Annotated in this window: 22 protein-coding genes and 1 pseudogene; 14 read left to right on the top strand and 9 right to left on the bottom strand. The window is 72.2% G+C overall.

Annotated features, from left to right (window positions below; all coding sequences use genetic code 11):
* Positions 1-101 precede the first annotated feature (101 nt).
* Positions 102-479: a YchJ family protein gene (locus tag FHS34_RS29465; RefSeq protein WP_184970940.1), complete on the top strand. Its 378-nt coding sequence runs from the start codon at positions 102-104 to the stop codon at positions 477-479.
* A gap of 31 nt (positions 480-510) precedes the next feature.
* Here FHS34_RS29465 and FHS34_RS29460 read toward each other — a convergent pair whose 3' ends face one another.
* Positions 511-1,212: a FadR/GntR family transcriptional regulator gene (locus tag FHS34_RS29460; protein ID WP_184970938.1), complete on the bottom strand. Its 702-nt coding sequence runs from the start codon at positions 1,210-1,212 to the stop codon at positions 511-513.
* Between the two features lie 140 nt (positions 1,213-1,352).
* Here FHS34_RS29460 and FHS34_RS29455 point away from each other — a divergent pair, with 140 nt between their 5' ends.
* From FHS34_RS29455 to FHS34_RS29445, 3 genes and pseudogenes are all read left to right on the top strand, one after another.
* Complete coding sequence (locus FHS34_RS29455) at positions 1,353-1,880, top strand: gluconokinase (RefSeq protein ID WP_184970936.1); 528 nt, start codon at positions 1,353-1,355, stop codon at positions 1,878-1,880.
* A gap of 39 nt (positions 1,881-1,919) precedes the next feature.
* A complete protein-coding gene (locus FHS34_RS29450) occupies positions 1,920-3,317 on the top strand; it encodes a GntP family permease (RefSeq protein ID WP_184970934.1) in 1,398 nt (465 codons plus the stop codon).
* 22 nt (positions 3,318-3,339) lie between these two features.
* A pseudogene (locus FHS34_RS29445) lies at positions 3,340-3,481 on the top strand (SDR family NAD(P)-dependent oxidoreductase); the annotation flags it as partial.
* Positions 3,482-3,601: 120 nt separating this feature from the next.
* On the opposite strand, the gene FHS34_RS29440 reads toward FHS34_RS29445, so the two are convergent.
* From FHS34_RS29440 to FHS34_RS29430, 3 genes are all read right to left on the bottom strand, one after another.
* Entirely contained in the window at positions 3,602-4,228 is a 627-nt protein-coding gene (locus FHS34_RS29440) for a cytochrome b/b6 domain-containing protein (RefSeq protein ID WP_184970932.1), read from the bottom strand.
* Positions 4,212-4,940 (bottom strand): molybdopterin-dependent oxidoreductase, encoded by a 729-nt coding sequence (locus FHS34_RS29435; RefSeq protein WP_184970930.1) that lies wholly within the window; start codon positions 4,938-4,940, stop codon positions 4,212-4,214. The genes FHS34_RS29440 and FHS34_RS29435 overlap by 17 nt, the downstream gene beginning before the upstream one ends.
* A 174-nt stretch (positions 4,941-5,114) precedes the next feature.
* On the bottom strand, positions 5,115-6,089 hold the full coding sequence (locus FHS34_RS29430) for an amino acid adenylation domain-containing protein (protein WP_184970927.1): 975 nt from the start codon (positions 6,087-6,089) through the stop codon (positions 5,115-5,117).
* A 374-nt stretch (positions 6,090-6,463) separates the two neighbouring features.
* Between FHS34_RS29430 and FHS34_RS29425 the strand changes: the two genes are divergently transcribed.
* Genes FHS34_RS29425 through FHS34_RS29410 form a run of 4 tightly spaced genes read left to right on the top strand, consistent with a single transcriptional unit; the run spans position 6,464 to position 8,646 of the window.
* Complete coding sequence (locus tag FHS34_RS29425) at positions 6,464-7,360, top strand: DMT family transporter (RefSeq protein WP_184970925.1); 897 nt, start codon at positions 6,464-6,466, stop codon at positions 7,358-7,360.
* 33 nt (positions 7,361-7,393) lie between these two features.
* Positions 7,394-7,909: an NUDIX domain-containing protein gene (locus FHS34_RS29420; protein WP_184970923.1), complete on the top strand. Its 516-nt coding sequence runs from the start codon at positions 7,394-7,396 to the stop codon at positions 7,907-7,909.
* 21 nt (positions 7,910-7,930) lie between these two features.
* The gene (locus FHS34_RS29415) at positions 7,931-8,323 is read left to right on the top strand and encodes a YidH family protein (protein WP_184970921.1); all 393 of its coding nucleotides are present in this window, start codon (positions 7,931-7,933) and stop codon (positions 8,321-8,323) included.
* A complete protein-coding gene (locus tag FHS34_RS29410) occupies positions 8,311-8,646 on the top strand; it encodes a DUF202 domain-containing protein (RefSeq protein WP_372478605.1) in 336 nt (111 codons plus the stop codon). Before FHS34_RS29415 ends, FHS34_RS29410 begins: the two co-directional genes overlap by 13 nt.
* Before the next feature lie 234 nt (positions 8,647-8,880).
* Here the strand turns inward: FHS34_RS29410 and FHS34_RS29405 are convergent, their stop codons facing one another.
* A complete protein-coding gene (locus FHS34_RS29405; protein WP_184970917.1) occupies positions 8,881-9,885 on the bottom strand; it encodes an NADP-dependent oxidoreductase in 1,005 nt (334 codons plus the stop codon).
* A gap of 114 nt (positions 9,886-9,999) precedes the next feature.
* On the opposite strand from FHS34_RS29405, the gene FHS34_RS29400 reads away from it, so the two are divergent.
* From FHS34_RS29400 to FHS34_RS29385, 4 genes are all read left to right on the top strand, one after another.
* On the top strand, positions 10,000-10,299 hold the full coding sequence (locus FHS34_RS29400) for a hypothetical protein (protein WP_184970915.1): 300 nt from the start codon (positions 10,000-10,002) through the stop codon (positions 10,297-10,299).
* Between the two features lie 170 nt (positions 10,300-10,469).
* Entirely contained in the window at positions 10,470-11,492 is a 1,023-nt protein-coding gene (locus FHS34_RS29395) for a phosphotransferase family protein (protein ID WP_184970914.1), read from the top strand.
* Between the two features lie 5 nt (positions 11,493-11,497).
* Entirely contained in the window at positions 11,498-12,712 is a 1,215-nt protein-coding gene (locus FHS34_RS29390) for an acyl-CoA dehydrogenase family protein (RefSeq protein WP_184970912.1), read from the top strand.
* 583 nt (positions 12,713-13,295) lie between these two features.
* Positions 13,296-14,573, top strand: a complete 1,278-nt coding sequence (locus FHS34_RS29385; RefSeq protein WP_184971280.1) for an IS701 family transposase — start codon at positions 13,296-13,298, stop codon at positions 14,571-14,573.
* 143 nt (positions 14,574-14,716) lie between these two features.
* Here FHS34_RS29385 and FHS34_RS29380 read toward each other — a convergent pair whose 3' ends face one another.
* From FHS34_RS29380 to FHS34_RS29370, 3 genes are read right to left on the bottom strand one after another with little or no spacing between them, the layout of a single operon-like run.
* A complete protein-coding gene (locus tag FHS34_RS29380; RefSeq protein ID WP_184970911.1) occupies positions 14,717-15,310 on the bottom strand; it encodes a TetR/AcrR family transcriptional regulator in 594 nt (197 codons plus the stop codon).
* Positions 15,311-15,338: 28 nt separating this feature from the next.
* Complete coding sequence (locus tag FHS34_RS29375; RefSeq protein WP_184970909.1) at positions 15,339-17,003, bottom strand: class I adenylate-forming enzyme family protein; 1,665 nt, start codon at positions 17,001-17,003, stop codon at positions 15,339-15,341.
* A complete protein-coding gene (locus FHS34_RS29370; RefSeq protein WP_184970906.1) occupies positions 17,000-17,773 on the bottom strand; it encodes an SDR family oxidoreductase in 774 nt (257 codons plus the stop codon). The genes FHS34_RS29375 and FHS34_RS29370 overlap by 4 nt, the downstream gene beginning before the upstream one ends.
* A 180-nt stretch (positions 17,774-17,953) precedes the next feature.
* On the opposite strand from FHS34_RS29370, the gene FHS34_RS29365 reads away from it, so the two are divergent.
* Both FHS34_RS29365 and FHS34_RS29360 read left to right on the top strand, forming a co-directional pair.
* Positions 17,954-19,177 (top strand): exo-beta-N-acetylmuramidase NamZ family protein, encoded by a 1,224-nt coding sequence (locus FHS34_RS29365; protein WP_184970904.1) that lies wholly within the window; start codon positions 17,954-17,956, stop codon positions 19,175-19,177.
* Between the two features lie 84 nt (positions 19,178-19,261).
* Positions 19,262-20,557 carry a serine-threonine protein kinase gene (locus tag FHS34_RS29360; protein ID WP_184970902.1) on the top strand — a complete coding sequence of 432 codons (1,296 nt, stop codon included), beginning with the start codon at positions 19,262-19,264 and terminating at the stop codon, positions 20,555-20,557.
* 347 nt (positions 20,558-20,904) lie between these two features.
* Here the strand turns inward: FHS34_RS29360 and FHS34_RS29355 are convergent, their stop codons facing one another.
* On the bottom strand, positions 20,905-23,694 hold the full coding sequence (locus tag FHS34_RS29355) for a penicillin acylase family protein (RefSeq protein WP_184970900.1): 2,790 nt from the start codon (positions 23,692-23,694) through the stop codon (positions 20,905-20,907).
* Positions 23,695-23,706 lie beyond the last annotated feature (12 nt).

Raw genomic sequence — 23,706 nt, 5'->3', positions numbered from 1 at the left:
TCCCGTCGTCGCGCACCCGGCGGGACACACCCGTTCGGGCCCTTCCACTGTGCACCCGTGCCGTGTCGGACGCCTCCCCTGGTAGAGGCAGAATGTGGGCCATGACCTCGCGTACCTGCCCCTGTGGACTCCCCCGGCCCTACGACGCCTGCTGCGGCCGTTTCCACGCGGGGTCCGCGAGCGCGCCGACCGCCGAGCTGCTGATGCGCTCGCGGTACAGCGCGTTCGTCAGGGGGGACGCGGCGTACCTGCTGCGCACCTGGCATCCGCGGACCCGGCCCGGGCGGCTGGACCTCGACCCCCGGACGAAGTGGACGGGCCTGGAGATCCTGGACACGGCGGAGGGGTCCGCCTTCCACCCGACGGGCACGGTCACCTTCCGCGCCTCCTACCGCGGCGGTTCGCTGCACGAGCGGAGCCGGTTCGAGCGGGTGGACGGGGCGTGGGTGTACGTGGACGGGGAGTTCCCGGACGAGTAGCCGGGCTTGAGGACCGCTCCGGCGGGCGGGCTCAGGGGGCCAGGATGTCCAGTTCCTCGAGGGCGCCCATGGTGATCCGGCGGGTCAGTTCCTCGGCGCGGACCGCGTCGCGGGCGCGGACCGCCTCGGCCACCTGTACGTGCAGGGTCACGGCCGCCGGGTCGGGGTCCTCGAACATGACCTCGTGCTGGGTGCGGCCGGTCAGGACCTCCGCGACGACGTCGCCGAGGCGGGCGAACATCTCGTTGCCGGAGGCGCCGAGGACGACCCGGTGGAAGGCGACGTCGTGGACCAGGTACTCCCCGAGCCTGTGGCCGCGTGAGTTGGCGACCATGCCGAGGGCGCACTCGGTGAGTTCGGCGCACTGTTCGGCCGTGGCGTGCTGCGCGGCCAGGCCCGCCGCCACGGGTTCGATCGCGGAGCGCAGCACGGTGAGCGAGCGCAGCTGGTGCGGGCGGTCGGCGCCGGCCAGCCGCCAGCGGATGACCTGCGGGTCGTAGACGTTCCACTCGGCCTTGGGGCGGACCGTGACGCCGACCCGGCGGCGGGACTCGACCAGGTGCATGGATTCGAGAACGCGTACCGCCTCGCGCATCACGGAGCGTGACACCTCGAAGTGCTGTGCGAGTTCGTCCGTGCGCAGAACGCTGCCGGGCGGGTACTCGCCGGCTGTGATCGCGGGGCCGAGGGTGTCCAGAACATGGCCGTGCAGACCCCGGCCCCGTGTGCTCATGCACTCAGCGTACGACCTGCATCACAGCCCTAAAAAGTCAGACTTATATGTCACAGACTCTTGAATTAGTCGTACCTAATGGGTTTCAGTGTGGCGACGCCGCAGTGGCGTCGGGTGTCGAGGAAGACAGCGAGGCAGTGATGCGAACCCCCCAGGTCGTCGTCGTGATGGGCGTCGCGGGGACGGGCAAGACGACGATCGGTCCCTTGCTCGCCGCGCGGCTGGGCGTCCCGTACGCCGAGGGCGACGACTTCCACCCGCAGGCCAACATCGACAAGATGACGGCCGGGATCCCGCTCGACGACGCCGACCGGTGGCCGTGGCTGGAGGCCATCGGGCACTGGGCGCACGACCGGGCCGGGCTGGGCGGGGTGGTCAGCAGCTCGGCGCTGAAGCGGGCGTACCGCGACCGCCTGCGGGCCGTGGCCCCCGGGATCGTGTTCCTGCACCTCTCCGGCGACCGGCAGCTGATCGAGGAGCGGATGTCCCGGCGGCAGGGTCACTTCATGCCGACCGCGCTGCTGGACTCCCAGTTCGCCACCCTCCAGCCGCTCCAGCCGGACGAGGCGGGAGTCGCCGTGGACGTCGGCGGCGGCCCCCAGGAGATCACCGAGCGTGCCGTCCGGGCCCTCGCAGCGCTTCCCGACACCGCGGGCAGCTCCCAGTAGCGCCTGTCAGAGAATCCCCCGTAACCGCAAGGAACCCCCGTGACCAGACTCAGCGTCGAGATGCTGGCAGCGGACGCGCCTCCGCCGATCACCTCCGCCGGACACGCCCAGCTGGGCATCGCCGTCCTGGTGGGCATCGCCGTGATCGTCCTGCTCATCACCAAGTACAAGCTCCATGCCTTCCTGGCACTGACCATCGGGTCACTGGTGCTCGGAGCGGTCGCCGGAGCGCCGCTCGACAAGGCCATCGTCAGTTTCACCACCGGGCTCGGCACCACCGTGGCCGGCGTCGGCGTCCTGATCGCGCTCGGGGCGATCCTGGGCAAGCTGCTCGCCGACTCCGGTGGCGCCGACCAGATCGTCGACACGATCCTCGCCAGGGCGGGCGGACGCGCCATGCCGTGGGCGATGGTGCTGATCGCCTCCGTGATCGGCCTGCCGCTGTTCTTCGAGGTCGGGATCGTGCTGCTGATCCCGGTCGTGCTGATGGTCGCCAAGCGCGGCAACTACTCCGTCATGCGCATCGGCATCCCCGCCCTCGCGGGCCTGTCCGTGATGCACGGCCTGATCCCGCCGCACCCCGGACCGCTGGTCGCGATCGACGCGGTCAAGGCCAACCTGGGGGTGACGCTGGCGCTCGGCCTCCTCGTCGCCGTCCCGACGGTGATCATCGCCGGTCCGCTGTTCTCGAAGGTCGCGGCCCGCTGGGTGGACGTCCCGGCGCCCGACCGGATGCTGCCCCAGCGCGCCTCGGACGAGCTGGAGCGCCGTCCGGGCTTCGGCGCGACACTGTTCACCATGCTGCTGCCGGTGGCGCTGATGCTGGCCAAGGCGCTGGTGGACATCGTCATCGACGACCCCGCGAACTCCACGCAGCGGGTCTTCGACGTCATCGGCTCCCCGCTGATCGCCCTGCTCGCCGCCGTGCTCGTCGGCTTCTTCACGCTGGGGCGGCCCGCCGGCTTCACCAGGGACCGGCTCCAGCAGACCGTCGAGAAGGGCCTGATGCCCATCGCCGGCATCCTGCTGATCGTCGGCGCCGGCGGCGGCTTCAAACAGACGCTGATCGACTCCGGCGTGGGCCAGATGATCCTGGACATCTCCCAGGACTGGTCGATCCCGGCGCTGCTGCTGGCCTGGCTGATCGCGGTGGCGATCCGGCTGGCGACCGGTTCGGCGACGGTGGCGACCGTCTCGGCGGCCGGCCTGGTCGCGCCGCTCGCGGCCGACATGTCGACCACCCACACCGCCCTCCTGGTCCTCGCCATCGGCGCGGGCTCGCTCTTCTTCAGCCATGTCAACGACGCCGGTTTCTGGCTGGTGAAGGAGTACTTCGGGCTGACCGTCGGGCAGACCGTCAAGACCTGGTCGGTGATGGAGACCATCATCTCGGTGGTCGCCGGCGGCCTGGTCCTGCTGCTGTCCCTCGTGATCTAGCCGGGCAGGGAGGGCCACGGCGATGACGGCTCGCCCCCTCTTCGACATCGGCGGCCGCACGGCCCTGGTCACCGGGTCCAGCCGGGGCATCGGCCTCGCGCCGGCCCGGGGCCTTGGCCGAGGCCGGCTGCACGGTGGTCCTCAACGGGCGTTCTGAACGCCGCTCGGTGACTTCGTGCTTCCGAGGGCGGGTCCCGGTGGGTCCGGCGCCGCCGGGTGCCGCCGTCGTGGCCGGGGGCCGTCGCGGCGGAGAAGAGAAGCCCGACGGGTGGGGGGAGCCGGTGTCAGGGGCGCCACAGGGGGTGTTCTCGGTGGGCCCACTCCTCGGTCACCGTGCCCGTGCGCAGGCCCTGTCTCGCCTCCGGGTCGCCCAGGGCCATGCCGATGTGGCCGGCCAGGACCACGCCGATCGTCAGGGACAGCCAGTCGTGGACGAAGGTCGCCGAGGTGCGCCACACCAGCGGGGTGAGGTGGGTGAACCACATCAACAGGCCCGTGCCGAGCATGACCAGGCTCGCCCCGGCGATCCAGGCGGCGTAGATCTTCTGTCCGGCGTTGAACTTGCCGGCCGGCCGCGAGGCGTGCCGCTTGTCGCGGCGCAGGGCGGCGCGCAGCCAGACCCTGTCGTGCGGGCCGAAGCGGTTGAGGAAGCGCAGGTCGCCGCGGAAGGCGCGGGAGGCCAGCCCCAGCAGCACCGGCACCGGCAGGGCGACGCCCGCCCACTCGTGGATTCGGACGACCAGTTCCCGGCGGCCCACCATGACCGCCAGCTGCGGGATGTAGAGGAAGGCCGCGGTCACCACGCACACCCCCATCAGCGCGGCCGTGCCCCGGTGCACCCACCGTTCGGCCCGGGTGAAGCGGTGGACGCGGGTGCCCGGCGGTGCCGGGGTCTCAGCTCGTAGGCTCATCGCTCCGTCCGTTCGAGCGGCCGACCCAGGCGTCCACGTCATAGCCGCGGTCCTCCCAGTAGCCGGGCTTCACCCGGTCGGTGACCGTGATGCCGGAGAGCCACTTGGCCGACTTGTAGAAGTACATGGGGGCGACGTAGAGGCGGACCGGGCCGCCGTGGTCGTGGCCGATGTCCTTGTCCTGGAGGCGCAGGGCGACCAGGACGTCCGGCCGGCGGGCCTGTTCGAGGGTGAGGCTCTCCGTGTAGGTGCCGTCGAAGCAGGTGAAGCGGACGGCCTCGGCGGAGGAGCGGACGCCCGCCGCGTCGAGCAGCTCGGACAGGCGTACGCCCTCGAAGGGCGTGCCCGGGACCCGCCAGCCGGTGACGCACTGGACGTCCCTGACCAGCCGGGTCTGCGGGAGGGAGCGCAGCTCGGCGAGGCTGTAGCCGCGCGGGTGGTCGACCAGTCCGTCGACGGTGAGGCGGTAGTCCGCGGCCGTCCGGTGCGGGACGGACGCGGCGACGGAGTAGTAGCGGAAGCCGCCGCCGTTGGGCAGCAGACCGGTCAGGCCGGTGGGGTCCTTTCCGGCGACGCCGCCGAGGAAGCCTTCGAGGCCCCGCTGCAGCGTCGGCGCGGCGAGCACGCCGAGCACGCCGAGGCCGAGGGTGCCGAGGAAGACGCGGCGGCCGACGGGCCGGCCGTCCCGCTCCTCGGGTTGTTCGGAGTTCACGTGGTCATTCGAGCATTCGGGGCCGCACAGGGCCAGGGATTCGGCTCGCCGGTCAGACTTCCGTAATCCTTTCTCGCGCACGCCATCGTCTCCGCCCGCCTTCCGTGGGTCTCCGCGCGTGTCTTCACCCGCGTACGTCCGCCCCCCTGGGTACGTCGTGGGGGCCGCCGTTTCTCACCGTCCGAGCGCGCGGGTGCGGGCCGTGCGGAAGGCCGCCAGGGGGTCGCGGTGCGTGTACGCCCAGGGGGCCGGGGTGGCGTGGTCGCCGATGCGCCGGAACAGGGCCGCCGCCTCGGCCGGCCGGCCGGCGCAGGACAGGGCGAACGCCAGGTGGTTGAGGTCGATGTGGCGGCGGGGGTGTTCGTCGTGCTCCCACTCCAGCCACCAGTCGAAGGAGGCGCGCAGGATGCGCCGGGCCCGCGGGCCGGACCAGTGCCGGGAGGCCGCCGGGTCCGCGGGGGCCAGGCCGGTGGCGGCGAGGACCCGGTACCGCTCGGCGTAGGCGACGACCGGCAGGACGGCCAGCGGCGAGTCGGCGGGCGCCTCGGCGGCGGCCAGCTCGGCGGCGTCGTACGCCTCGTGGTCCTCGGCCCGGCCGCTCCCCGGGCGCTCGGCGAGGCCCTCGATCAGCAGGTGGTGGGCGTGGTGGTGCTCGGGGTGGCGGCGGATCAGCTCGGCGAAGGTGCCGAGCATCACGCTCTCCGGACCGAAGGCACGGGCGAGCAGGAGCAGGCCGAGCCAGGGGGTGGGGTCGGCCGGGGCGAGCGCGGCGGCCGTGGCGCAGGCGTCCCGGGCCCGGCCGGGTTCCTCCGCGCCGCGCAGGGCTCGGTGGACCAGGGCCAGGGCGAGCAGCGTCGCGGCGTCGGCGGAGCCGGGCTCGGCGGCCAGCCAGTCGTCGGCCCGGGCGGTGGCGCAGGGGGTCTGGGCGAGCACGGTGAGGCGGTGGCCGCGGCGGTCCCAGTCGTCGCCGGTGTGGACGAGCAGGGAGCGGGCGGCCTGCCGCCGGCCCTGGGCCAGCGCGGCCCGGGCGGTGCGCAGCTCCGCGTCGTCCAGGGCGGCGTCGAAGGCTTCGGAGCCGTCCTGGGCGGTCTCGCCGGACGGGTCCGTCGGGGCCCGGCGGGCGCCGAGCAGAGGCGGGAGAGGGGGCACCGCGGGGCTTCCTGATTCTCGGGCTGCCATCGGCCGATCACGCACAGCAAACCCCCAGCCACGGACCGCGTCAAGCGGAACGCCGGTGATCCCGGCCTCAACCACCTTCGCGGCGAGAGCACTTGGGCCTCCCGGTGCAGGTGGGCCGCGTTCCGGGCGGCGCGCGCCGGGACGTTCCTGTGGCGTATGCCATGGCGTCCTGGGCCGGACGCCCCGGCTCTCTGTGGCGTACGCCATGGCGTCCCGCGCGCCGGTTGCGGAGCATGGCGAGTCAACCGCCCGGCTCCGGGTACTTCCGGCGCACTGCCGTATCCGGAGCGCTACAGTCGGCCACTACGCGTCCGTGGTCCGGCCGGATGATCGAGGTACACAGCGTGTCCGTTCTGGTTCTCCTTCTCGCCGTGAGCGCGGCCTGCTGCCTGGGCTTCGGATTCGTGCTCCAGCAGAACGCGGCGCAGAAGGCACCGCTCAGCGACTTCCTCTCCTTCCGGCTGCTGCTCGACCTGATGCGGGTGCCGCGCTGGCTGGGCGGCCTCGGCCTGATGGTGGCCGGCATGGTGCTGGGCGCCGTCGCCCTCGGCAAGGGCGAGATCTCCCTGGTCGAACCGCTGCTGGCGACCAACCTGCTGTTCGCCCTCGCCCTCTCCCGGCACCAGACCAGACAGCCCCTGGGCCGTCAGGGCTGGGCCGGCCTGCTGCTGCTCGCGGGCGGGGTGAGCGCGTTCATCATGGCGGGCGAGCCGCGCGGCGGCACGGCCGTCAGCGATCCGCTGCGGCACTGGCTGATCATCGGGACCGTGGTGGGCGCCGCGCTGTTCCTGACGACGTACGCCAAACGCTCCCGGCTGAGCTGGGGCCCGGTCCTGCTGGCCCTCGCGGCCGGGCTGCTGTACGGCATCCAGGACGCGCTGACCCGGGTGAGCGGCACCCGCTTCTCCGACGGCGGCTTCTCCGAACTGTTCACCGGCTGGCAGCCGTACGGCGTGGTGGCCTGCGGGGTCACCGGGCTGGTCCTGGTGCAGAGCGCGTTCGAGACGGCCCCGCTGCGGATGTCGCTGCCCGCGCTCACCGCGGCCGAGCCGCTCGCCGGGATCCTGTGCGGGGTGGGCTTCCTCGGTGACCGGCTGCGCACCGACACGGGCGCGCTGGCCTGGGAGGCGGCCGGGCTCGCGGCCGTGGTGGGGGGCATCGTGCTGCTCGGGCTGCATCCGGCGATGCCGTGCGGCACGGGCGAGACGGAGCGGTCGGCACGGGGCCTGCAGCGGCGCTGACCGCCCGGCGGCGGCTTTGCTTGGATGAGGGTCATGAACCCTGCTGACGAGATCCTCGACATCGTCGACGAGCACGACCGGGTCGTCGACCGGCGCCCGCGCGGCGAGGCCTACGCCCGCGGGCTGCGCCACCGCTGTGTGTTCATCCAGGCCCGGGACGCGGCCGGCCGGCTCTTCGTGCACCGGCGCACGGCGACCAAGCTGGTGTTCCCCGCCCTGTACGACATGTTCGTCGGCGGCGTCGTCGGCGCGGGCGAGTCCTACGACGAGGCGGCGCTGCGGGAGGCCGAGGAGGAGCTGGGCGTGAGCGCGCTGCCCCGGCCGGCGTACCTCTTCAAGTTCCTGTACGACGACGGCGCCGGGAACAGCTGGTGGTCGGCGGTGTACGAGGTGCGCTGCGCGCTGCCGGTACGGCCGCAGGAGGAGGAGGTCCAGTGGCACGCCTTCCTGCCCGACGAGGAGGTCGAACGGCGGCTCGGCGAGTGGGAGTGGGTGCCGGACGGGCTGGCGGCGTACGAGCGGCTGCGGGCGTTCCGGGCGGGCCGGTGACCGGCCGGTAGGGTCGGCCGCGTGAGCGAATTCGTACGGAACATCCGGCTGTGGTTCGCGCCGGAGCAGGTGCGGGACGAGGGCGGCACGCCCGACTACCGGTTCTCGCTGGCCAACGAGCGGACCTTCCTCGCCTGGCTGCGCACCGCGCTCGCGCTGATCGGCGGCGGATTCGCGGTGGACCAGTTCCTGCCGGGGCTGCGCTGGGCGTGGCGGGTCGGTCTCGCGCTCGCCCTGCTCGGGGCCGGTGTGCTGTGTTCGCTGCGCGCGGTGAACCACTGGGTGCGCTGCGAGCGGGCGATACGGCGCGGTGAGGACCTGCCCACGTCCCGGTTCCCGGTGCTGCTGAGTCTGGTCGTGGCGGTGGTGGCCGTCGCGATGGTCGTGGTGGTGCTGGTCGGGTGGGAGGGGTGACGGCCGGGCCGGACCCGGCGGTCCGGGATCCCGGCCTGCAGCCCGAGCGCACCCGGCTGGCCTGGCGCCGTACGACGCTGTCGGCCGCCGTGGTCGCCGTCCTGGCCGTGAAGGCGGCGCTGCACGAGGGTCCGTCGGCCACCGGGATCATCGCCTGCGCGCTGTGCTGCGGCCTGTGGCTGGGCTTCCTCCGGGTGGCCCACCACCGCATCCGCGCCCTGGCCGCCGGCCCCCCGCCGCCCGTGCTCGCCCCCCGCCACGCGACGGCGGCGGTGCTGTGCGCGGTGGCGCTGGCGGTGTGCGCGACCGTGCTCGTGGTCTAGGGGGTTTCGTTTGGATCAGCCCGGGTCCGCGACGCCCGGCACGGCACTCCCCCAGCCTTCGGCCAGGGGTACCCCCACGCCGCGTTGTCGGACCACCCGAGTACGCCCAGTACGCGGATGATCCTCCGCCTTGCGATGCACCGCACCGGACGCCGCGGCCTGATCCGACCTGATCCAAACGAAACCCCCTAGCGGCGGGGCGCGGCCGATCTTGAAGCCGGCCGTACTCGTGGCCTAGAAGGTCCCCTCCTGGCTGGTCGTGTAGAGGGCCCCCTCGTCGTTGCCGGCCCAGACGTCGCCCTCCTCGTCCTCCCGGGCCGGTGTCACGACGAGTTTCCCGCGGGTGTGGCCCTCCTGGCTCAGCCGCTGGGCGTCCGCCGCCCGCTCCAGCGGGAACGTCTCCTGGACGTGCACGGTCACGACGCCCCGCTCGGCCAGCTGCGACAGGTGCCGCAGGTCCTCGGCGTCCGGGCGGACGAAGGCGTACCGGCCGCCGTGGCCCAGCACCTCCGGGTCCGCGATCGACGCCAGCCGGCCCTCCGGGGCGAGCAGGTTGGCCGAGACCTTCAGGGTGTCCCCGCCGACGGTGTCGAAGACCGCGTCCACCCCGTCGGGGGCGAGCCCGCGCACCCGTTCCGCCAGGCCCTCGCCGTAGGCCACCGGCTCACCGCCCAGGGCGCGGACGTAGTCGTGGTTGGACGTGCCCGCGGTGCCGATGACCCGGGCGCCGAGATGGGCGGCGATCTGGACGGCGAGCGAGCCGACCCCGCCGGCCGCCGCGTGCACCAGGACGGTCTCGCCCCGCTGCACGTCCAGCGCCTTGACCAGCACCTGGTAGGCGGTGAGCCCGGCCAGCGGCAGTCCCGCCGCCTCCTCGAAGGACAGGTTGCGCGGCTTGCGGGCCAGGGTGCGCACGGGCGCGGCCACGTACTCGGCGAAGGTGCCCCGGGAGAGAAAGTCCTCGCGGACGTAGCCGATGACCTCGTCGCCGGCCCCGAACTCGGTGACCGAGACACCGGGCCGCACGACCACCCCGCTGACGTCCCAGCCGGGGATCACCGGGAAGACCGCATCCAGCAGCGCGTCCAGGTGGCCTTCGCGGCACTTCCAGTCGACGGGGTTGACGGCCGCCGCGCGCACCTTCACCAGGACCTGGTCGGGTCCGACCTTGGGGTCGCGCAGTTCGCCGTACTCCAGCACCTCGGGTCCGCCGTAGCGGCTGTAGCTGATGCCCTTCATGTCCTCGACCATCCGGGGTGCTCGTGCGCCACGCAACCGGTATGCCGGGTTATGCGGCTTTCGCGTGGCAGCCTGTCCGTCGTCGATCTCCCGTACCCCCCGAAGGCGAGCGCCATGACCACCGCCCACCAGGAACACACCGCACACGGGACACACAGCCACGGACCGGACTGCGGGCACAGCGCCGTGCCGCACGGCGACCACGTGGACTACGCCCACGACGGCCATCTGCACCGCGAGCACGAGGGCCACTGGGACGAGTGCGAGCCGGCCGGGCACTCCGTCCACGAGGGCCACGAGCACGTGCACCACGACGAGTGCGGACACGCGCAGGTGCCGCACGGCGACCACGTCGACTATCTGCACGACGGACACCGGCACGCCGAGCACGGAGACCACTGGGACGACCACTGACCCTGCCGGGAGGCAGGGGCCGACGGCTCCCCGGACAGCGCGCCGGGGGGCCGTCGGCCTATCGTGGCTCCGGTCACGTTCGGTCCGATCTTCGCGCCATCCACTGGACGGCATACCGACCGGTCGGCATCATTGGTCGGGTCGTGTCCCCCCGTCCCTAGGAGTGATGTATGAGCGCCGACCACCCGCCCGGGCTCGACCTGGACCGGCTGCGCGCCGAGCTCGACCGCGAGCGCCCCGGTCTGGTGAGCGGCCCCCTGACCGGACGGCTGATCGAGGGCGGACGGTCGAACCTCACCTACGCGCTCTCCGACGGCACCTCCCGGTGGGTCGTCCGCCGGCCCCCGCTCGGCCATGTGCTGGCCACCGCGCACGACATGAAGCGCGAGCACCGGGTCATCAGCGCCCTGCACCCGACCCGGGTGCCGGTCCCCCGTCCGGTGCTGCTGTGCGAGGACGAGGAGGTGCTCGGTGCGCCGTTCTACGTGATGGAGTTCGTCGAGGGCACCCCGTACCGCACGGCCCAGCAGCTCGCCCCGCTGGGTGCCGAGCGCACCCGGAACGCGGTGCTGTCCCTGGTGGACACGCTGGTCGAGCTGCACGCGGTGGACCCCGCCGAGGTGGGCCTCGCCGGCTTCGGCCGCCCCGAGGGCTTCCTGGACCGGCAGCTGCGCCGCTGGGGCAAGCAGCTGGACGCCTCCCGCAACCGCGAGCTGGCGGGCATCGACGAGCTGCACGCGGCGCTCGGCCGCTCCCTGCCCACCTCCCCCGCCCCGACGGTCGTGCACGGCGACTACCGGCTGGACAACGTCCTGATCGGCGACGACGACAGGATCAAGGCGATCCTCGACTGGGAGATGTCCACGCTCGGCGACCCGCTGACCGACCTCGGTCTGCTGGTGATGTACAGCCGGCCGCTGGGCATGGCCCACTCGCCCGTCTCCACCACCGCCGAGGCCCCGGGGCACCCCGACCCGCAGGAGCTGATCGAGCGGTACGCGGCCCGCTCCGGCCGGGACGTCTCGGCCGTGTCCTGGTACACCGCCTTCGCCTGGTTCAAGCTCGCCGTGATCCTCGAGGGCATCCACTACCGGTACACGCTCGGCCAGACGGTCGGCCGCGGCTTCGACCGCATCGGCGACCTCGTACCCGTCTTCATCGACCACGGACTGACGACCCTCCAGGAAGGCTGACCCGCATGGACTTCGCGTTCGACGCGCGCACCGAGGAACTCCGGGCCGAACTGCTGGCCTTCATGGACGACTACGTCTACCCGGCCGAGGCGGTCGCCGAGGAACAGCGGGCGCGGCTGGCCTCCCCGTGGGACACCCCGGCCGTGGTCGAGGAGCTGAAGGCGCAGGCCCGCAGGCGGGGCCTGTGGAACCTCTTCCTGCCCGACACCGAGTACGGCGCCGGGCTGACCAATCTGCAGTACGCGCCGCTCGCCGAGATCACCGGCCGCTCCCCGCACCTCGCGCCCACCGCGACCAACTGCGCGGCACCGGACACCGGGAACATGGAGGTGCTGGCGCAGTTCGGCAGCGAGCAGCAGCGCAAGCAGTGGCTGGAGCCGCTGCTGGCCGGTGAGATCCGCTCGGCGTTCGCGATGACCGAGCCGGAGGTGGCCTCCTCGGACGCCACCAACATCACCACGCTCATCGAGCGGGACGGCGACGAGTACGTCATCACCGGCCGCAAGTGGTACATCTCCGGCGCGATGAACCCGGACTGCAAGATCTTCATCGTGATGGGCAAGACGGACCCGGACGGCGCGGACATCCGCCGCCAGCAGTCCATGGTCCTGGTCCCGCGCGACACCCCGGGCGTCACGGTCAGCCGGGCGATGCAGGTCTTCGGCTACGAGGACCACTCGCACGGCGGCCACGCCGAGGTCGTCTTCGACCACGCGCGCGTGCCGGTGGCGAACCTCGTCGGCGAGGAGGGCGGCGGTTTCGCCATCGCCCAGGCCCGGCTCGGGCCCGGCCGGATCCACCACTGCATGCGGCTGATCGGCATGGCCGAGCGGGCGATCGAGCTGATGTGCCGGCGGGCCGTCTCGCGCACCGCGTTCGGCAAGGCCCTGGCCCAGCAGGGCGTGGTCCAGAACTGGATCGCCGACGCCCGGGTCACCGTCGAGCAGCTGCGGCTGCTGGTGCTGAAGACGGCCTGGCTGATGGACACCGTCGGCAACAAGGGCGCGCACACGGAGATCCAGGCCATCAAGATCGCCACTCCGCGCGCGGTGGTCGGCATCCTGGACCGCGCGATCCAGCTGCACGGCGCGGGCGGGGTGAGCCAGGACTTCCCGCTGGCCGAGCTGTACGCGAGCGCCCGCACCCTGATGCTCGCCGACGGCCCGGACGAGGTGCACCAGCGGTCCCTGGCACGCCGGGAGCTGAAGCGGTACCTGTGAGCCCGACACCGGCACGGACGCACGGGCGGGGCGGTTCGCGCCAACGGCCGCCGGTGCGGCGGTGGTTGAAGCACCGTACGTGATCCGGGAACCGGTACGGACGCACGGGCGGGCTCGCCGTCGCCGACGTCCGCCCGAGCGCCGTCGGTTGTCGTCCCACCGGTGAGCCCGGCCCCCCGCGCGGGGCCGGGCCCGCTCCTGTCAACGGCTCTCGGTGCGAGCGGAGTCGGAGTCCTGGCCGCACTCCCGGCACCGGTGCGGGCGCAGGGCCGAGCCGTCGTGGGGCGTGCCGCTGTGCCGGCCCTCCGCCGTCCCCGCGCCGGCCCTGGCCGCCCACGGCGCCCTACGGCCGTTTCCCGCCGTCGAGGTCCGCACCCGGTCTGTGGTGCCGTACCTCTTCCGGAAGCGGCCGGAGCACGGCCGGCGGCGCGGTGAGCGGGGAAGCGTGACCGAGCTCCGTATCCACGCGGAGTGGGGCACGGCGGCGGAACCGAGGGTGGCCCTGGAGCGGTTGCAAGGAGATCACCGACTAGTAGTACTCCGTTAGGTCTTCTTGGCCCTGTTTGGGGGCATGTTGGGTGATGTGGATGCACATGAAGTGAACCGTGCTCGGGCGAAGTTGGCGTTATTCGTCGCTGATGTGTTCGCGTCGGTGCCGCGCAAGGATCAGCGGGCGAAGGGTGACTGCTATCTGCGGGGGCTGATGCTGGATGGCCGGCGTAAGTCGATCCAGCCGATGGCGGAGCGGCTGCCGGATGGCAACGAGCAGAACCTGCAGCAGTTCGTGAACCAGTCGACCTGGGATCCGGTGCCGGTGCGGCGGCGGATCGCGGAGCGGATGGTGCCGCTGATCGGCCCGGATGCCTGGGCGGTCGATGACGTGTCGTTCCCCAAGGACGGCCGGATGTCGGTGGCGGTCGCGCACCAGTACTGCGGAGCGCTGGGCAAGCAGGCCAACTGCCAGGTCGCGGTGAGCGTGCACGCGGTCTCCGACACGGCCTCCTGTCCACTGCAGTGGCGGTTGTTCGTGCCCGAGGAGTGGGCGCACGATGCCGGACGGCGGCACAAGACCGGGATATCGCAGGAGATCGGGCACCGGGAGAAGTGGCGCCTGGCACTGGACGCCTTCGACGAGCTGGCCCGGTGGGGAATGGTGCCGCCGGCGGTGGTGGCCGATGCCGGCTATGGGCAGAACGCCGACTTCCGCGACGGCCTGGACAGCCGGGACATCGGCTATGTCGTCGCCGTCCGCTCGGATATGACCGTCCACCGGCACGACGCGCAGCCCGCCGCCCCGGCGTGGTCGGGCAACGGGCGTAAGCCGCAGCCCCGCTACCGGGAGAAGCCGTCCCCGTTGGCCACGCTGGCGGCCGGCCATGGGCGGTCGGCCTTCACCGAGGTGACTTGGCGTGAAGGCTCCCGCGGACCGATGCGCTCGCACTTCCTGGCGCTGCGGGTACGGCCGGCCGGGGTCCGAGCCCGCCGCCTGGCCCAGAACGCCGCCACCTCGCGTTACGGCTGCTGGGACGGTGTCCTGCCCGAGGTCACCCTGCTGGCCGAATGGCCCGCCGGGGCCGAAGCACCCACCGACTACTGGCTGTCCAACCTGCCCGCCGACACCCAGATCGCCGAACTGGTCCACCTGGCCAAGATTCGCTGGCGCATCGAGCACGACTACCGCGAACTCAAGCACGGCCTCGGCCTGGACCACTTCGAGGGACGTTCCTGGGCCGGCTGGCATCACCACGTCACCCTGGTCACCGCCGCCCACGCCTTCCTCACCGAACAGCGCCTGGCCCCAAAAGCCGATACACCGGACTCACCCTCTACCAGATCCTTGACGCCATCCAAGACCTGCTGAACTGCTGGACCGGCACCTGCACCACCTGCCGCCGCCCCCTGCCCAGAACATCCACCACCAGCCAGAACCCAAGAGCCAGAGCAACCTAACGGAGTCCTACTAGGGCCTTTTCGTAAAGGCCCCGGGGGCGGCGGGCGCGGGTGCTACGGCCGCAGTGCCCGCAGCAGCAGGTCGGCGAGGTGGTCGGCGACCTGCTGGGGGGTGAGCGGGCCGTCGGGCCGGTACCACGTCGACAGGTGGTGGACGGAGCCGAAGTGGTAGTCCACGACCAGGTCGGCCGGGGTCGCCGTGGAGAAGACGCCCTCCCGCTGGCCTTCCTCGATGAGCGCGCGGAACTGTTCGTGGTAGCGCCGGCGCTCGGCGCGGACCTGCTTGTTCTTCTCCGGGCTCAGGTGGTGCATGGAGCGGAAGAAGATCATCGCGTCGTCGAGGTTCTCGATCGTCGTGACGACGACGTCCGCCGCCGCGTCCCTGAGCCGCTTGTCCACGGGCTCGTCGGCGTTCGCGAACGTGTCCAGCCGGTCCTGCTGAAGGCGCAGCACGCGCGCGTACACCTCGTGCAGCAGGTCGTCCTTGGAGCCGAAGTAGTGGTACAGCGCCCCCTTGGTGACGCCGGCCGCCTCCACGATCTCCTGCACGGAGGTGCGGTCGTATCCCTGCTCGGCGAAGAGCCGGGTGGCGGCGGCCAGCAGCCGCTGCGGGACGGGAGTCCCTTCTCCGTCCGTCGTCCTGGGCACTGCCGCCACCTGCCTTTCCGTTCTGCTGCTAGTCGTTCTCGGTGCGGGAACGCAGTTCCCGACGGAGGATCTTCCCACTCGCCGTCTTGGGCAGGTCGGGCAGGATCTCCACCTGACGCGGGTACTTGTAGGCGGCCAGTCTCTCCTTGCAGTACCCCGCGAGTTCATCCGGGGCCGCCTCCGCGCCCGGACGGAGGCTGATATAGGCCTTGACGGTCTCGCCACGGTACCCGTCGGGCACCCCGACGACGGCCGCCTCGCGCACCGCCGGGTGGGTGTAGAGCACGTCCTCGACCTCGCGCGGCCACACCTTGAAGCCGGACGCGTTGATCATGTCCTTCTTGCGGTCCACGACGTACAGCCAGCCCCGCTCGTCCATGAACCCGATGTCGCCGGTGCGCAGCTCGCCGTCCGGGAAGGTCTCGGCGGTGGCGTCCGGGCGCCGCCAGTAGCCGGGCACCACCTGCGGTCCGCGTACGACGATCTCGCCCTGTTCGCCGAAGGGCACCTCCGCTCCCCGGTCGTCCAGGACGCGCACGACCGTGTCGGCGCCGGGCACGCCGACGGACAGCGTCCCGGAGACCGGGTCCACGGGTGCCTCCAGGCCGGGCGGGACGGAGGCGCAGGGGGCGGTGCACTCGGTGAGGCCGTAGCCGACGCGGATGTACGGCCCGAAGCGTTCCCGGAACCTCTCCACCAGCGCCGGCGGCACGGGAGCGCCGCCCGACGACAGGTTCAGGAAGGAGGCGAAGTGCTCGCGGGTGACGTCCGGGTGGGCGGCGAGCGCCATGTAGGCGGTGGCGGGGCCGACGGTGTAGTGCGGGCGGTGCTCCGCGAAGGCCTCCAGGACGACGCCGGGTTCGAAGCGGTAGCCGAGCACCAGGGTGCCCGCGCTCGCCAGACAGGCCCCGAACTGGCACACCATGCCGGTGATGTGGAACAGGGGCGCGAGGGCGTAGTAGACGGGCGCCTCGGGCAGGCCGAGCCCGGTGGCCTGCCGTTCCGCGTTGTGCATGATGTTGGCGTGGGTGTTGGTGGCGCCCTTGGGCGTGCCGCTGGTGCCCGAGGTGTAGCTGATCAGCGCGATGTCGTCCGGGCGCGGCGCGCGGCCCTCGGGGGCCCGGCCCCCCTGCCGGGCGACCGCCACCAGGTCGTCGGCGTCGGGAGCCTCGGGCAGCCGTTCGAAGCCGAGCACGCGCGCGTCGTCGCGGGTCTGGAAGTCCCGTTCGCAGGCGGTGAGCACGATCCGTACCGGCGAGCCGGCGGCCGTCTCGCGCAGGTACGTCTCCCAGGCCCGGTCGCCGCAGACCAGCGCGGCCACCTCGCCGTCCCGCAGGACGTGCGCCACCTCGGCCGACTTGTACATGGGGTTGACCGGGACGACGGTCGCGCCCGCCTTCCAGGCGCCGAGCACGGCCAGCACGAAGTGCGGGGAGTTCTGCAGCAGGACGGCCACCCGGTCGCCGCGCTCCAGGCCGCGCGCGGCGAGGTGGGCGGCGACGGAGTCGCTCAGCCCGTCGACCTCGCGGTAGCTCAGGCGGGCGTCGAAGTAGGCGAGGAACGGACGGTCGGGGGCCTCGGCGACGGCCTCACGCAGGGCGTGCACGAGGGAGTCGGCGGGGTCGACCGGGGCGCGCTGGGCCTCGTCGAGCAGCGCGAGCCAGGGCCGGGCGGCGTAGGGGGAGGTGGTCAACGGCCGGCCTGCCACTTCTGCTGGATGTGGTTCATGGTGGCGAGCCAGCGCTCGGGCTCGCCGGCCCGCGCCTGGTAGAAGCCCGCGACCTCGGGGTGCGGCAGGATCAGGAAGCGGTCCTCCTCGATGCCCTTCAGCAGCGCGTCGGCCACGGCGTCCGGCTCGATCGCGGTCGGCTGGAGCACCAGGTCGCCCGCGCTGCCGGTGGCGGCCAGCATGTCGGTGCGGACGCCCTGCGGACAGATGGCGTGGACCTTGATCCCCCGGTGGCGGTAGGTCAGGGACAGCCACTCGGCGAAGGCGTAGGCGCCGTGCTTGGTCACGCTGTAGGAGGGCGCGCCGATCATCGTGAGCAGGCCGGCGGCGGAGACGGTGGAGACGAACCGGCCGCGGCCGCGCTCCAGCCAGTCGGGCAGCAGCGCGTGGGCCGCGCGGACGTGCGCCATCAGGTTGACGTCCCAGGAGGCCGCCCAGGTCTTCTCGTCGAGGGTCGCGCCGAGGTCGCCGTCCTCGAAGGCGACCCCCGCGTTGGCGCAGTAGACGTCCACGGTGCCGCCGAGCGCCTCCCGGGCCTCGCCGACGATCGCGGAGGCGTCGCCGGGCACGGCGGTCCCGCCGATCTCCCGCGCCACCGCCTCGGCCCTGGCGGCGTCGAGGTCGTTCACCACGACCCGGGCCCCCGCGGCGGCGAACCTCCGGGCCAGCGCGGCCCCGATGCCTCCGCCCGCTCCCGTGACGACCACTCCCGCATCCTGCACGGCTTCCACCATCGGTCTCCTTCGACACGGCGCGACTCAGTTCGGCGACGTCAGACTAACCAGTCGGTATGTGTAAAAGGAAGGGTGACTGCGTCACCTACATGAGGCGTGGTGCGGTGCCGGTGTGCGGCTCCGCCGCGCGTGCGCGAGAACCACGAACGGCCCGCATGAGCCCACTCACCGGAGGACCCCATGCACCTGTCCCGACGGACCCTTCTCGCGTCGGCGACGACGGCAGCCCTGCCGGCGGCGGCACCCCGACACCACGACCACCTCAGCACCGGCTTCGAGAGACTCGCGGCCGACGGCTACTCGGTGCTGGAGGGCCGGCGCGTCGGCATCGTCACCAACCCCACCGGCATCACCCGGGACACCGGCCACATCGTCGACGTCATGCACGCCGACCCCCGTGTCAGGCTGACGGCGGTCTTCGGCCCGGAGCACGGTTTCCGCGGCACCGCGCAGGCGGGCGGCTCCGAGGGCCGCTACGACGACCCGGCGACCGGTCTCCCGGTGTACGACACGTACCTGAAGAGCGGCCGGCCGCTCGCCGACGTCTTCACCGCCTCCGGCGTCGACACCGTCGTCTTCGACATCCAGGACGTGGGCGCCCGCTTCTACACGTACATCTGGACCCTGTACGACTGCATGGAGGCGGCCCAGCTCGCCGGCCGGCGCTTCGTCGTCCTGGACCGCCCGAACCCGGTGACCGGCCGCGCGGCCCTGGGCCCCGTGCTGCACAAGGAGTTCGCCACCTTCGTCGGCAGGCAGCCGATCGCGCAGGCGCACGGCATGACCGTCGCGGAGCTGGCCCGGCTGTTCAACGGTGAGTTCCTGACCACACCCGTGCCGCTGGAGACGGTGCCGATGTCGGGCTGGAAGCGCAACCGGTTCTACGACGACTCCGGCCTGCCCTGGGTGCCGCCGAGCCCCAACATGCCCACCGTGGACACGGCGCTGGTGTACTCCGGCACCTGCATGTTCGAGGGCACCAACCTCTCCGAGGGGCGCGGCACGACCCGGCCCTTCGAGCTCCTCGGCGCCGAGGGCCTCGACGGGCGCTGGGCCGCCGCCGCGAACGGACTCGGGCTGCCCGGCGTACGGTTCCGGGAGGCGTACTTCACGCCCACGTTCTCCAAGTTCCAGGGCAAGACCGTCGGCGGAGTGCAGATCCACGTGACCGACCGGGCCGCCTACGACCCCGTGCGCACCGGGATCGCACTGCTGGTGACCGCCAGGAAGGTGTGGGACGGCTTCGCCTGGCGGTCCGACAACTGGATCGACAAGCTCACCGGTTCCGCCCGGGTGCGCACCATGATCGACGCGGGCGCCGGTCCCGACGAGGTGACCGGCGCCTGGCAGGAGGAACTGGCCGCGTTCGGGCGGATTCGAAAGGAATATCTCCTCTACAAGTAGGGCGCGGTGGCTGGCCAACCCCTCGATCCCGCAGGACGATACGCGCGCAGCGCACCGTGTTTGGGGGGGACGAGGGAGCCCGGCATGGCGGATCCTGGAATGAGTGTGACTCCCTACTGGGAGCTGACCTTCGACGCGGACGGGGACGTGGACGGACCCGAACGCGACCGGCTGCTGACGCAGGTCACGGAGCGCGGCGTCCGTGACCTGATCGTCTTCTCGCACGGCTGGAACAACGACCGCTCGGGCGCGACCGCGCTGTACCGGCGCTTCTTCGCCCCCGTGCCGCAGCTGGCGCCGAAGGCCCGGCTCGGGTACGTCGGCGTGATCTGGCCGTCGATGCGGTTCAGCGACGAGCCGATCCCGGACTTCCCGAGGTCCGTGGCGGCCGTGGAGGCGGAGGCGGCGCCACGGCTCGCCCTGGACAAGGACACCCGGCGCGCGTTGCTGGAGACCTTTCCGGGCCGGGCGGCCGTGCTGGACCAGCTGGCCCGGATGCTGGACGAACGGCCGGACGGCACCGAGGGGCTGACCGAGTTCGGGCGGCTGGTGCGGCTGCTGCTGGACGGGAGCCAGGGGCCGGCCGACACCGACGAACCCGGTGAACCCGCCGTGTTCGACGCGGACCCGGTGACCGTGTGCGAGGAGTTCGCCGGCGCGCTGAGCGTGCTCGGTCCCGCTGGGGATGCTGCCCGGTTCGGGCTGCCGAATCCGTGGGACGGCGCCAAGGAGCTGCTGCGGCAGGCGACGTACTACCGGATGAAGCGGCGGGCCGGAACGGTCGGCGAGCGTGGACTCGGCCCGCTGCTCGGGCGGCTGGCCGGTGCGGCGCCCGGGGTGCGGGTGCATCTGGCCGGGCACAGCTTCGGCGGCCGGCTGGTGGCGTTCGCTCTGCGCGGGCTGCCCGGGCCGGTGCGCACGGTGAAGTCGGTGACCCTGATCCAGGGCGCGTTCTCGCACTACGCGTTCGCGGCCCGGCTGCCGCACGCCCCGGACCGGTCGGGGGCCCTCAAGGACCTGCAGAGGCACATCGACGGCCCCCTGGTGTGCTGCTACTCGCACTTCGACGCGGCCCTCGGCACGTTCTACCCGCTGGCCTCCCGGCTCGCCGGAGACGACCGCTCGTGCGCGGGCAACGAGATCGCGGCCGTGCTGGGTCCCCGGTGGGGGGCCATGGGGCACGACGGGGTGCAGGCAGTGCCGGACACCGCCAGTCTGGACCTGGCGGCGGCCCTGCGCGGTGCGCTGCCCGCGTCGGGCTGCGTGAACGTGGACGCGGCGGCCGTGGTCCGGAACGGGGGCGCGCCGTCCGGGGCCCACAGCGACATCGTGCACCCCGAACTGGCGCGGCTGGTACTGACAGCGGGCCGCATCACCTGACCCACCACCGCCGGACGGGGACCGGCCGACGGGAGGCCTACGGGTGTTGGCCTACGGATGTTGGCCTACCGGCGGTGGCCTACGCGCGTTGGCGTGCCGGTTTTGGCCTACCGGTGGTGCCTGCGCGTGGGGGCTTGCGGACGTTGGCCCACAGGCGTGAGCCAACAACCGGCCACCGACAGCGAGTGGTCGCCTACCGGCGTTGACCCACAAGCGTTGGCCCACGGGTGTCGGCCCACGGGTGTCGGCCGACGGTCGGTGGCCAACGCCCGCTGACCACCGGCCGTTTGCCAACACCCGTTCGCCAACACCCGCTTGCCGACACCCGTTCGCTTCGTGCGCCGCCGTCACCGGTGTGAGGTGTACTCCACGACCTGCTGGAACGTCGGCCGGTTCTGCCAGCTGATCTTGCCGTGCTTGATGCCGCCGAGGGTGCGGTGGGAGATCGAGTCGGCGCACCACTGATCGCCGGCCGAGCACTGGTCGTCACCCGGGTAGACCTGCGCGGCGGTCAGGCCGGCCGCCTGCTTCAGGGTGCCGGTCAGGGTGTCCCGGCAGGAGCCGAGGCTGCCGCCGCCGCAGTACGTCCGCGCCAGCCCGCCCTGCACGGGCTCGCCGAGCACCGCCCGGATGTCCTTGTCGACATAGCTCCACCAGCCGTACTGGAAGGAGCTGCCGGCGTGCGAGCCGGTGGGGCCGTGTCCGGCGGACGGGGCCTCGTCGATCGGCGCGTTGGCCGTGAAGGCCGTGTACAGATCGCTGCCGAGGCCGGGTTCGAACTCCGCCTTGACCAGCAGCGGCCACCAGGCGTCCAGGATGCGGATCGCGTCGGCGTCGGCGTAGGTCTTGGAGCCGGCCGAGGTCTCGGTGCGCTTGGCACCGGCGTTCAGCCAGGCCTGGAGCTTGTTCACCGCGCCGGCGACCGTGGGGTCCGTCACCGCCGAGGAGTTGACCACCTTCAGCAGCTTCGGCAGCACGTCCTCCGCGCGCAGGTCGGCGAGGCCCGCGTCGGCCATCGCCTGCACCAGCTTCGTACGGGTCACCCCGCCGGCCGCGACCAGCTTCTTCACCCGGTCGTCCAGCAGGTTGCCGCGGTGCACGGAGCCGTCGGCCCAGGACGCGGTCGTGTAGTCCGCGGCCTGCTTGTTGTTCCAGGAGATGTAGTAGTCCTGGTCGACGGAGCCCGGGTGGGCGGACGACGGGGTGTAGTCGGCGGTGTTGGTGGCCGGGTTCCAGTTCCGCCACTCGTACGCGGGCCGCGCCCATACCGGGAACTCGGTGTCGACGCCGCTCGCCCGGACGGGGTTGTCGCCGCTGTTGTAGTACGCGGTGTGCTGCGAGTCGGCGTAGAACCAGTTGAAGGTGTAGTTGATGTGCTGGGCCGCGCTCTGGAAGTCCTTCGGGCCCTTGACGTAGTCGGGGTCGTTGAGCATCTGGAAGCCGATGATCGAGTCGGCCTCGTGCAGATAGGAGGAGCGCAGGGTGGGGTAGGCGACCTTCTTGCCGCCGACGGTCGCCCGGTAGGCGACCGGCCCGTACTTCGTACGCCAGGCGCGCATGGTGTACGAGCCCGCGGCCGTGCCGTCGGCCACCGTCGGTTTCCAGGCGTTCTTCTGCTCGATCTTCTCCATGGCGGTGCAGGTGCCGTGGTACAGGTAGTGATAGTCGTCCTGGCACAGTTCGACGGCGTAGGTGTCGATGATGTCCTGGCCGGAGGTGGTGGCGCTCCAGGAGTAGTCCTGGCCGCGGCCGAGTTCGACGTACATGCTCAGGCCCGCGAAGGAGGCGCCGCGGGCGCTGATGCCCGGGCCCTGGATCTCCTGGAGCAGGAGCAGCTGCGGGGCGAAGTAGCCGGTCTGCGGGCCGAACACGGCGATCGGGTGGCCACTGGCGGTGTGCTTGCCGCTGACCACGAGGGCGTTGGACATGCCGCGCCTGGCGGAACTCAGCGTGGTCCTGGCCGCGTCGGCGGAGGTGCCCTTGGCGGAGGCCGTGGCCGCGCTGCCGGTGCGGTCGTAGACGAGTGGCTCCTCGGTCACCGAGCCGGCGTCGGGCAGGGCCTCGCCCTGTGCGTCGGCGGGCTTGGTGCCGTAGGGGAAGCTCTCGCCGTCGTGGACGGTGAGCACGGCCTCGGGGTCGTTGCGTTCGCGGAACGACTCCCAGACCTTGGTGCCCTCCTCGACGCCGTACTTCTGCTGGGCGGCGAGCAGGGACACGGCGTTGTTGACCTCACCGCCGCCGCCCGAGCCGAACAGCGAGCCGATGACGGAGGCCAGCGCCACGAGGTCGGTGACCTTGAAGTGATCTATGGTGCCGGCGTTGGTGATGGCGTCCTTGTGGCCGGTCAGGACGTATTCACCGGGGAAGTAGCGGCCGCTGTCGGAGGCGTCGATGTAGGCGTTGATGCCGTCGAGGTAGGCCTTGACGTCGGCGAGGGCCTGCTGGCCGCGGGCGCCGTTGCCGGCGACGGCGTTGTCTATCTGCGCCTGGAGGTCGGCCTCGGTGTAGGGCGCGTTGCGGTAGAACTGCTGCTCAAGGCCCTGGTTGGCGGGTGCGCCGCCCGCGAAGCCGGTCAGCTGGCCGCGGCCCACGTGCCGGAAGACGTCCATCAGCCACAGCCGGTCCTCGGCCGCCGCGTAGCCGGCGCCGAACTCGGTGCCGTAGCGGGTGGTGCCCGTGATGTGCGGCACACCGGTCTTCTTGTCGCGGACGATGGTCACATCCCCGCGGCCGGCCGGTTTCTCCGAGGAGGCGACCTGGTCGGAAGGGACGCCGAAGGAGGCGTCGTCGAAGAACGTGTTGATCTTCGCGTCGGTGAGGGCCGAGTAGCCGGTGGCCAGTCCGGCGTAGGGGCCGAGCTGGTCCTCGGCGTGTGCCGGCTGGGTGCCGAAGGCCTGGTTGAGCAGGATCTGCGCGAGCGTCGCGTTGCCGTTCTCGCCGGGCGGCAGGATGTCCGAACACTGCCCGCCGCAGTAGTCGTTGGCGGCCGTCGCGCCGGCCGCCGACGCCGCGGTCTGGGTGAGGGGGGAGAGAAGACCGGCGACGAGGACGCATACGGACGCGGTCTTCAGGAACCCGAGAAGAGAGCGGGACGTTCTCAGTCTGTCGAGGGCGGTACGTGGGGTTCGCCGAGGCATGGCAGCTCCTAG

The sequence above is a fragment of the Streptomyces echinatus genome (assembly GCF_014203595.1).
Classification (GTDB): Bacteria; Actinomycetota; Actinomycetes; order Streptomycetales; family Streptomycetaceae; genus Streptomyces; species Streptomyces echinatus.
Note: the sequence above shows the minus strand (reverse complement) of the source record. Positions and strands in the feature narration are given on the sequence as shown.

Coding starts and splice junctions, on each gene's coding strand:
- FHS34_RS29465 (WP_184970940.1), top strand. CDS start 102: ATGACCTCGCGTACCTGCCCCTGTGGACTCCCCCGGCCCTACGACGCC.
- FHS34_RS29460 (WP_184970938.1), bottom strand. CDS start 1,212: ATGAGCACACGGGGCCGGGGTCTGCACGGCCATGTTCTGGACACCCTC.
- FHS34_RS29455 (WP_184970936.1), top strand. CDS start 1,353: ATGCGAACCCCCCAGGTCGTCGTCGTGATGGGCGTCGCGGGGACGGGC.
- FHS34_RS29440 (WP_184970932.1), bottom strand. CDS start 4,228: ATGAGCCTACGAGCTGAGACCCCGGCACCGCCGGGCACCCGCGTCCAC.
- FHS34_RS29420 (WP_184970923.1), top strand. CDS start 7,394: ATGAACCCTGCTGACGAGATCCTCGACATCGTCGACGAGCACGACCGG.
- FHS34_RS29405 (WP_184970917.1), bottom strand. CDS start 9,885: ATGAAGGGCATCAGCTACAGCCGCTACGGCGGACCCGAGGTGCTGGAG.
- FHS34_RS29400 (WP_184970915.1), top strand. CDS start 10,000: ATGACCACCGCCCACCAGGAACACACCGCACACGGGACACACAGCCAC.
- FHS34_RS29395 (WP_184970914.1), top strand. CDS start 10,470: ATGAGCGCCGACCACCCGCCCGGGCTCGACCTGGACCGGCTGCGCGCC.
- FHS34_RS29390 (WP_184970912.1), top strand. CDS start 11,498: ATGGACTTCGCGTTCGACGCGCGCACCGAGGAACTCCGGGCCGAACTG.
- FHS34_RS29370 (WP_184970906.1), bottom strand. CDS start 17,773: ATGGTGGAAGCCGTGCAGGATGCGGGAGTGGTCGTCACGGGAGCGGGC.
- FHS34_RS29365 (WP_184970904.1), top strand. CDS start 17,954: ATGCACCTGTCCCGACGGACCCTTCTCGCGTCGGCGACGACGGCAGCC.
- FHS34_RS29360 (WP_184970902.1), top strand. CDS start 19,262: ATGGCGGATCCTGGAATGAGTGTGACTCCCTACTGGGAGCTGACCTTC.
- FHS34_RS29355 (WP_184970900.1), bottom strand. CDS start 23,694: ATGCCTCGGCGAACCCCACGTACCGCCCTCGACAGACTGAGAACGTCC.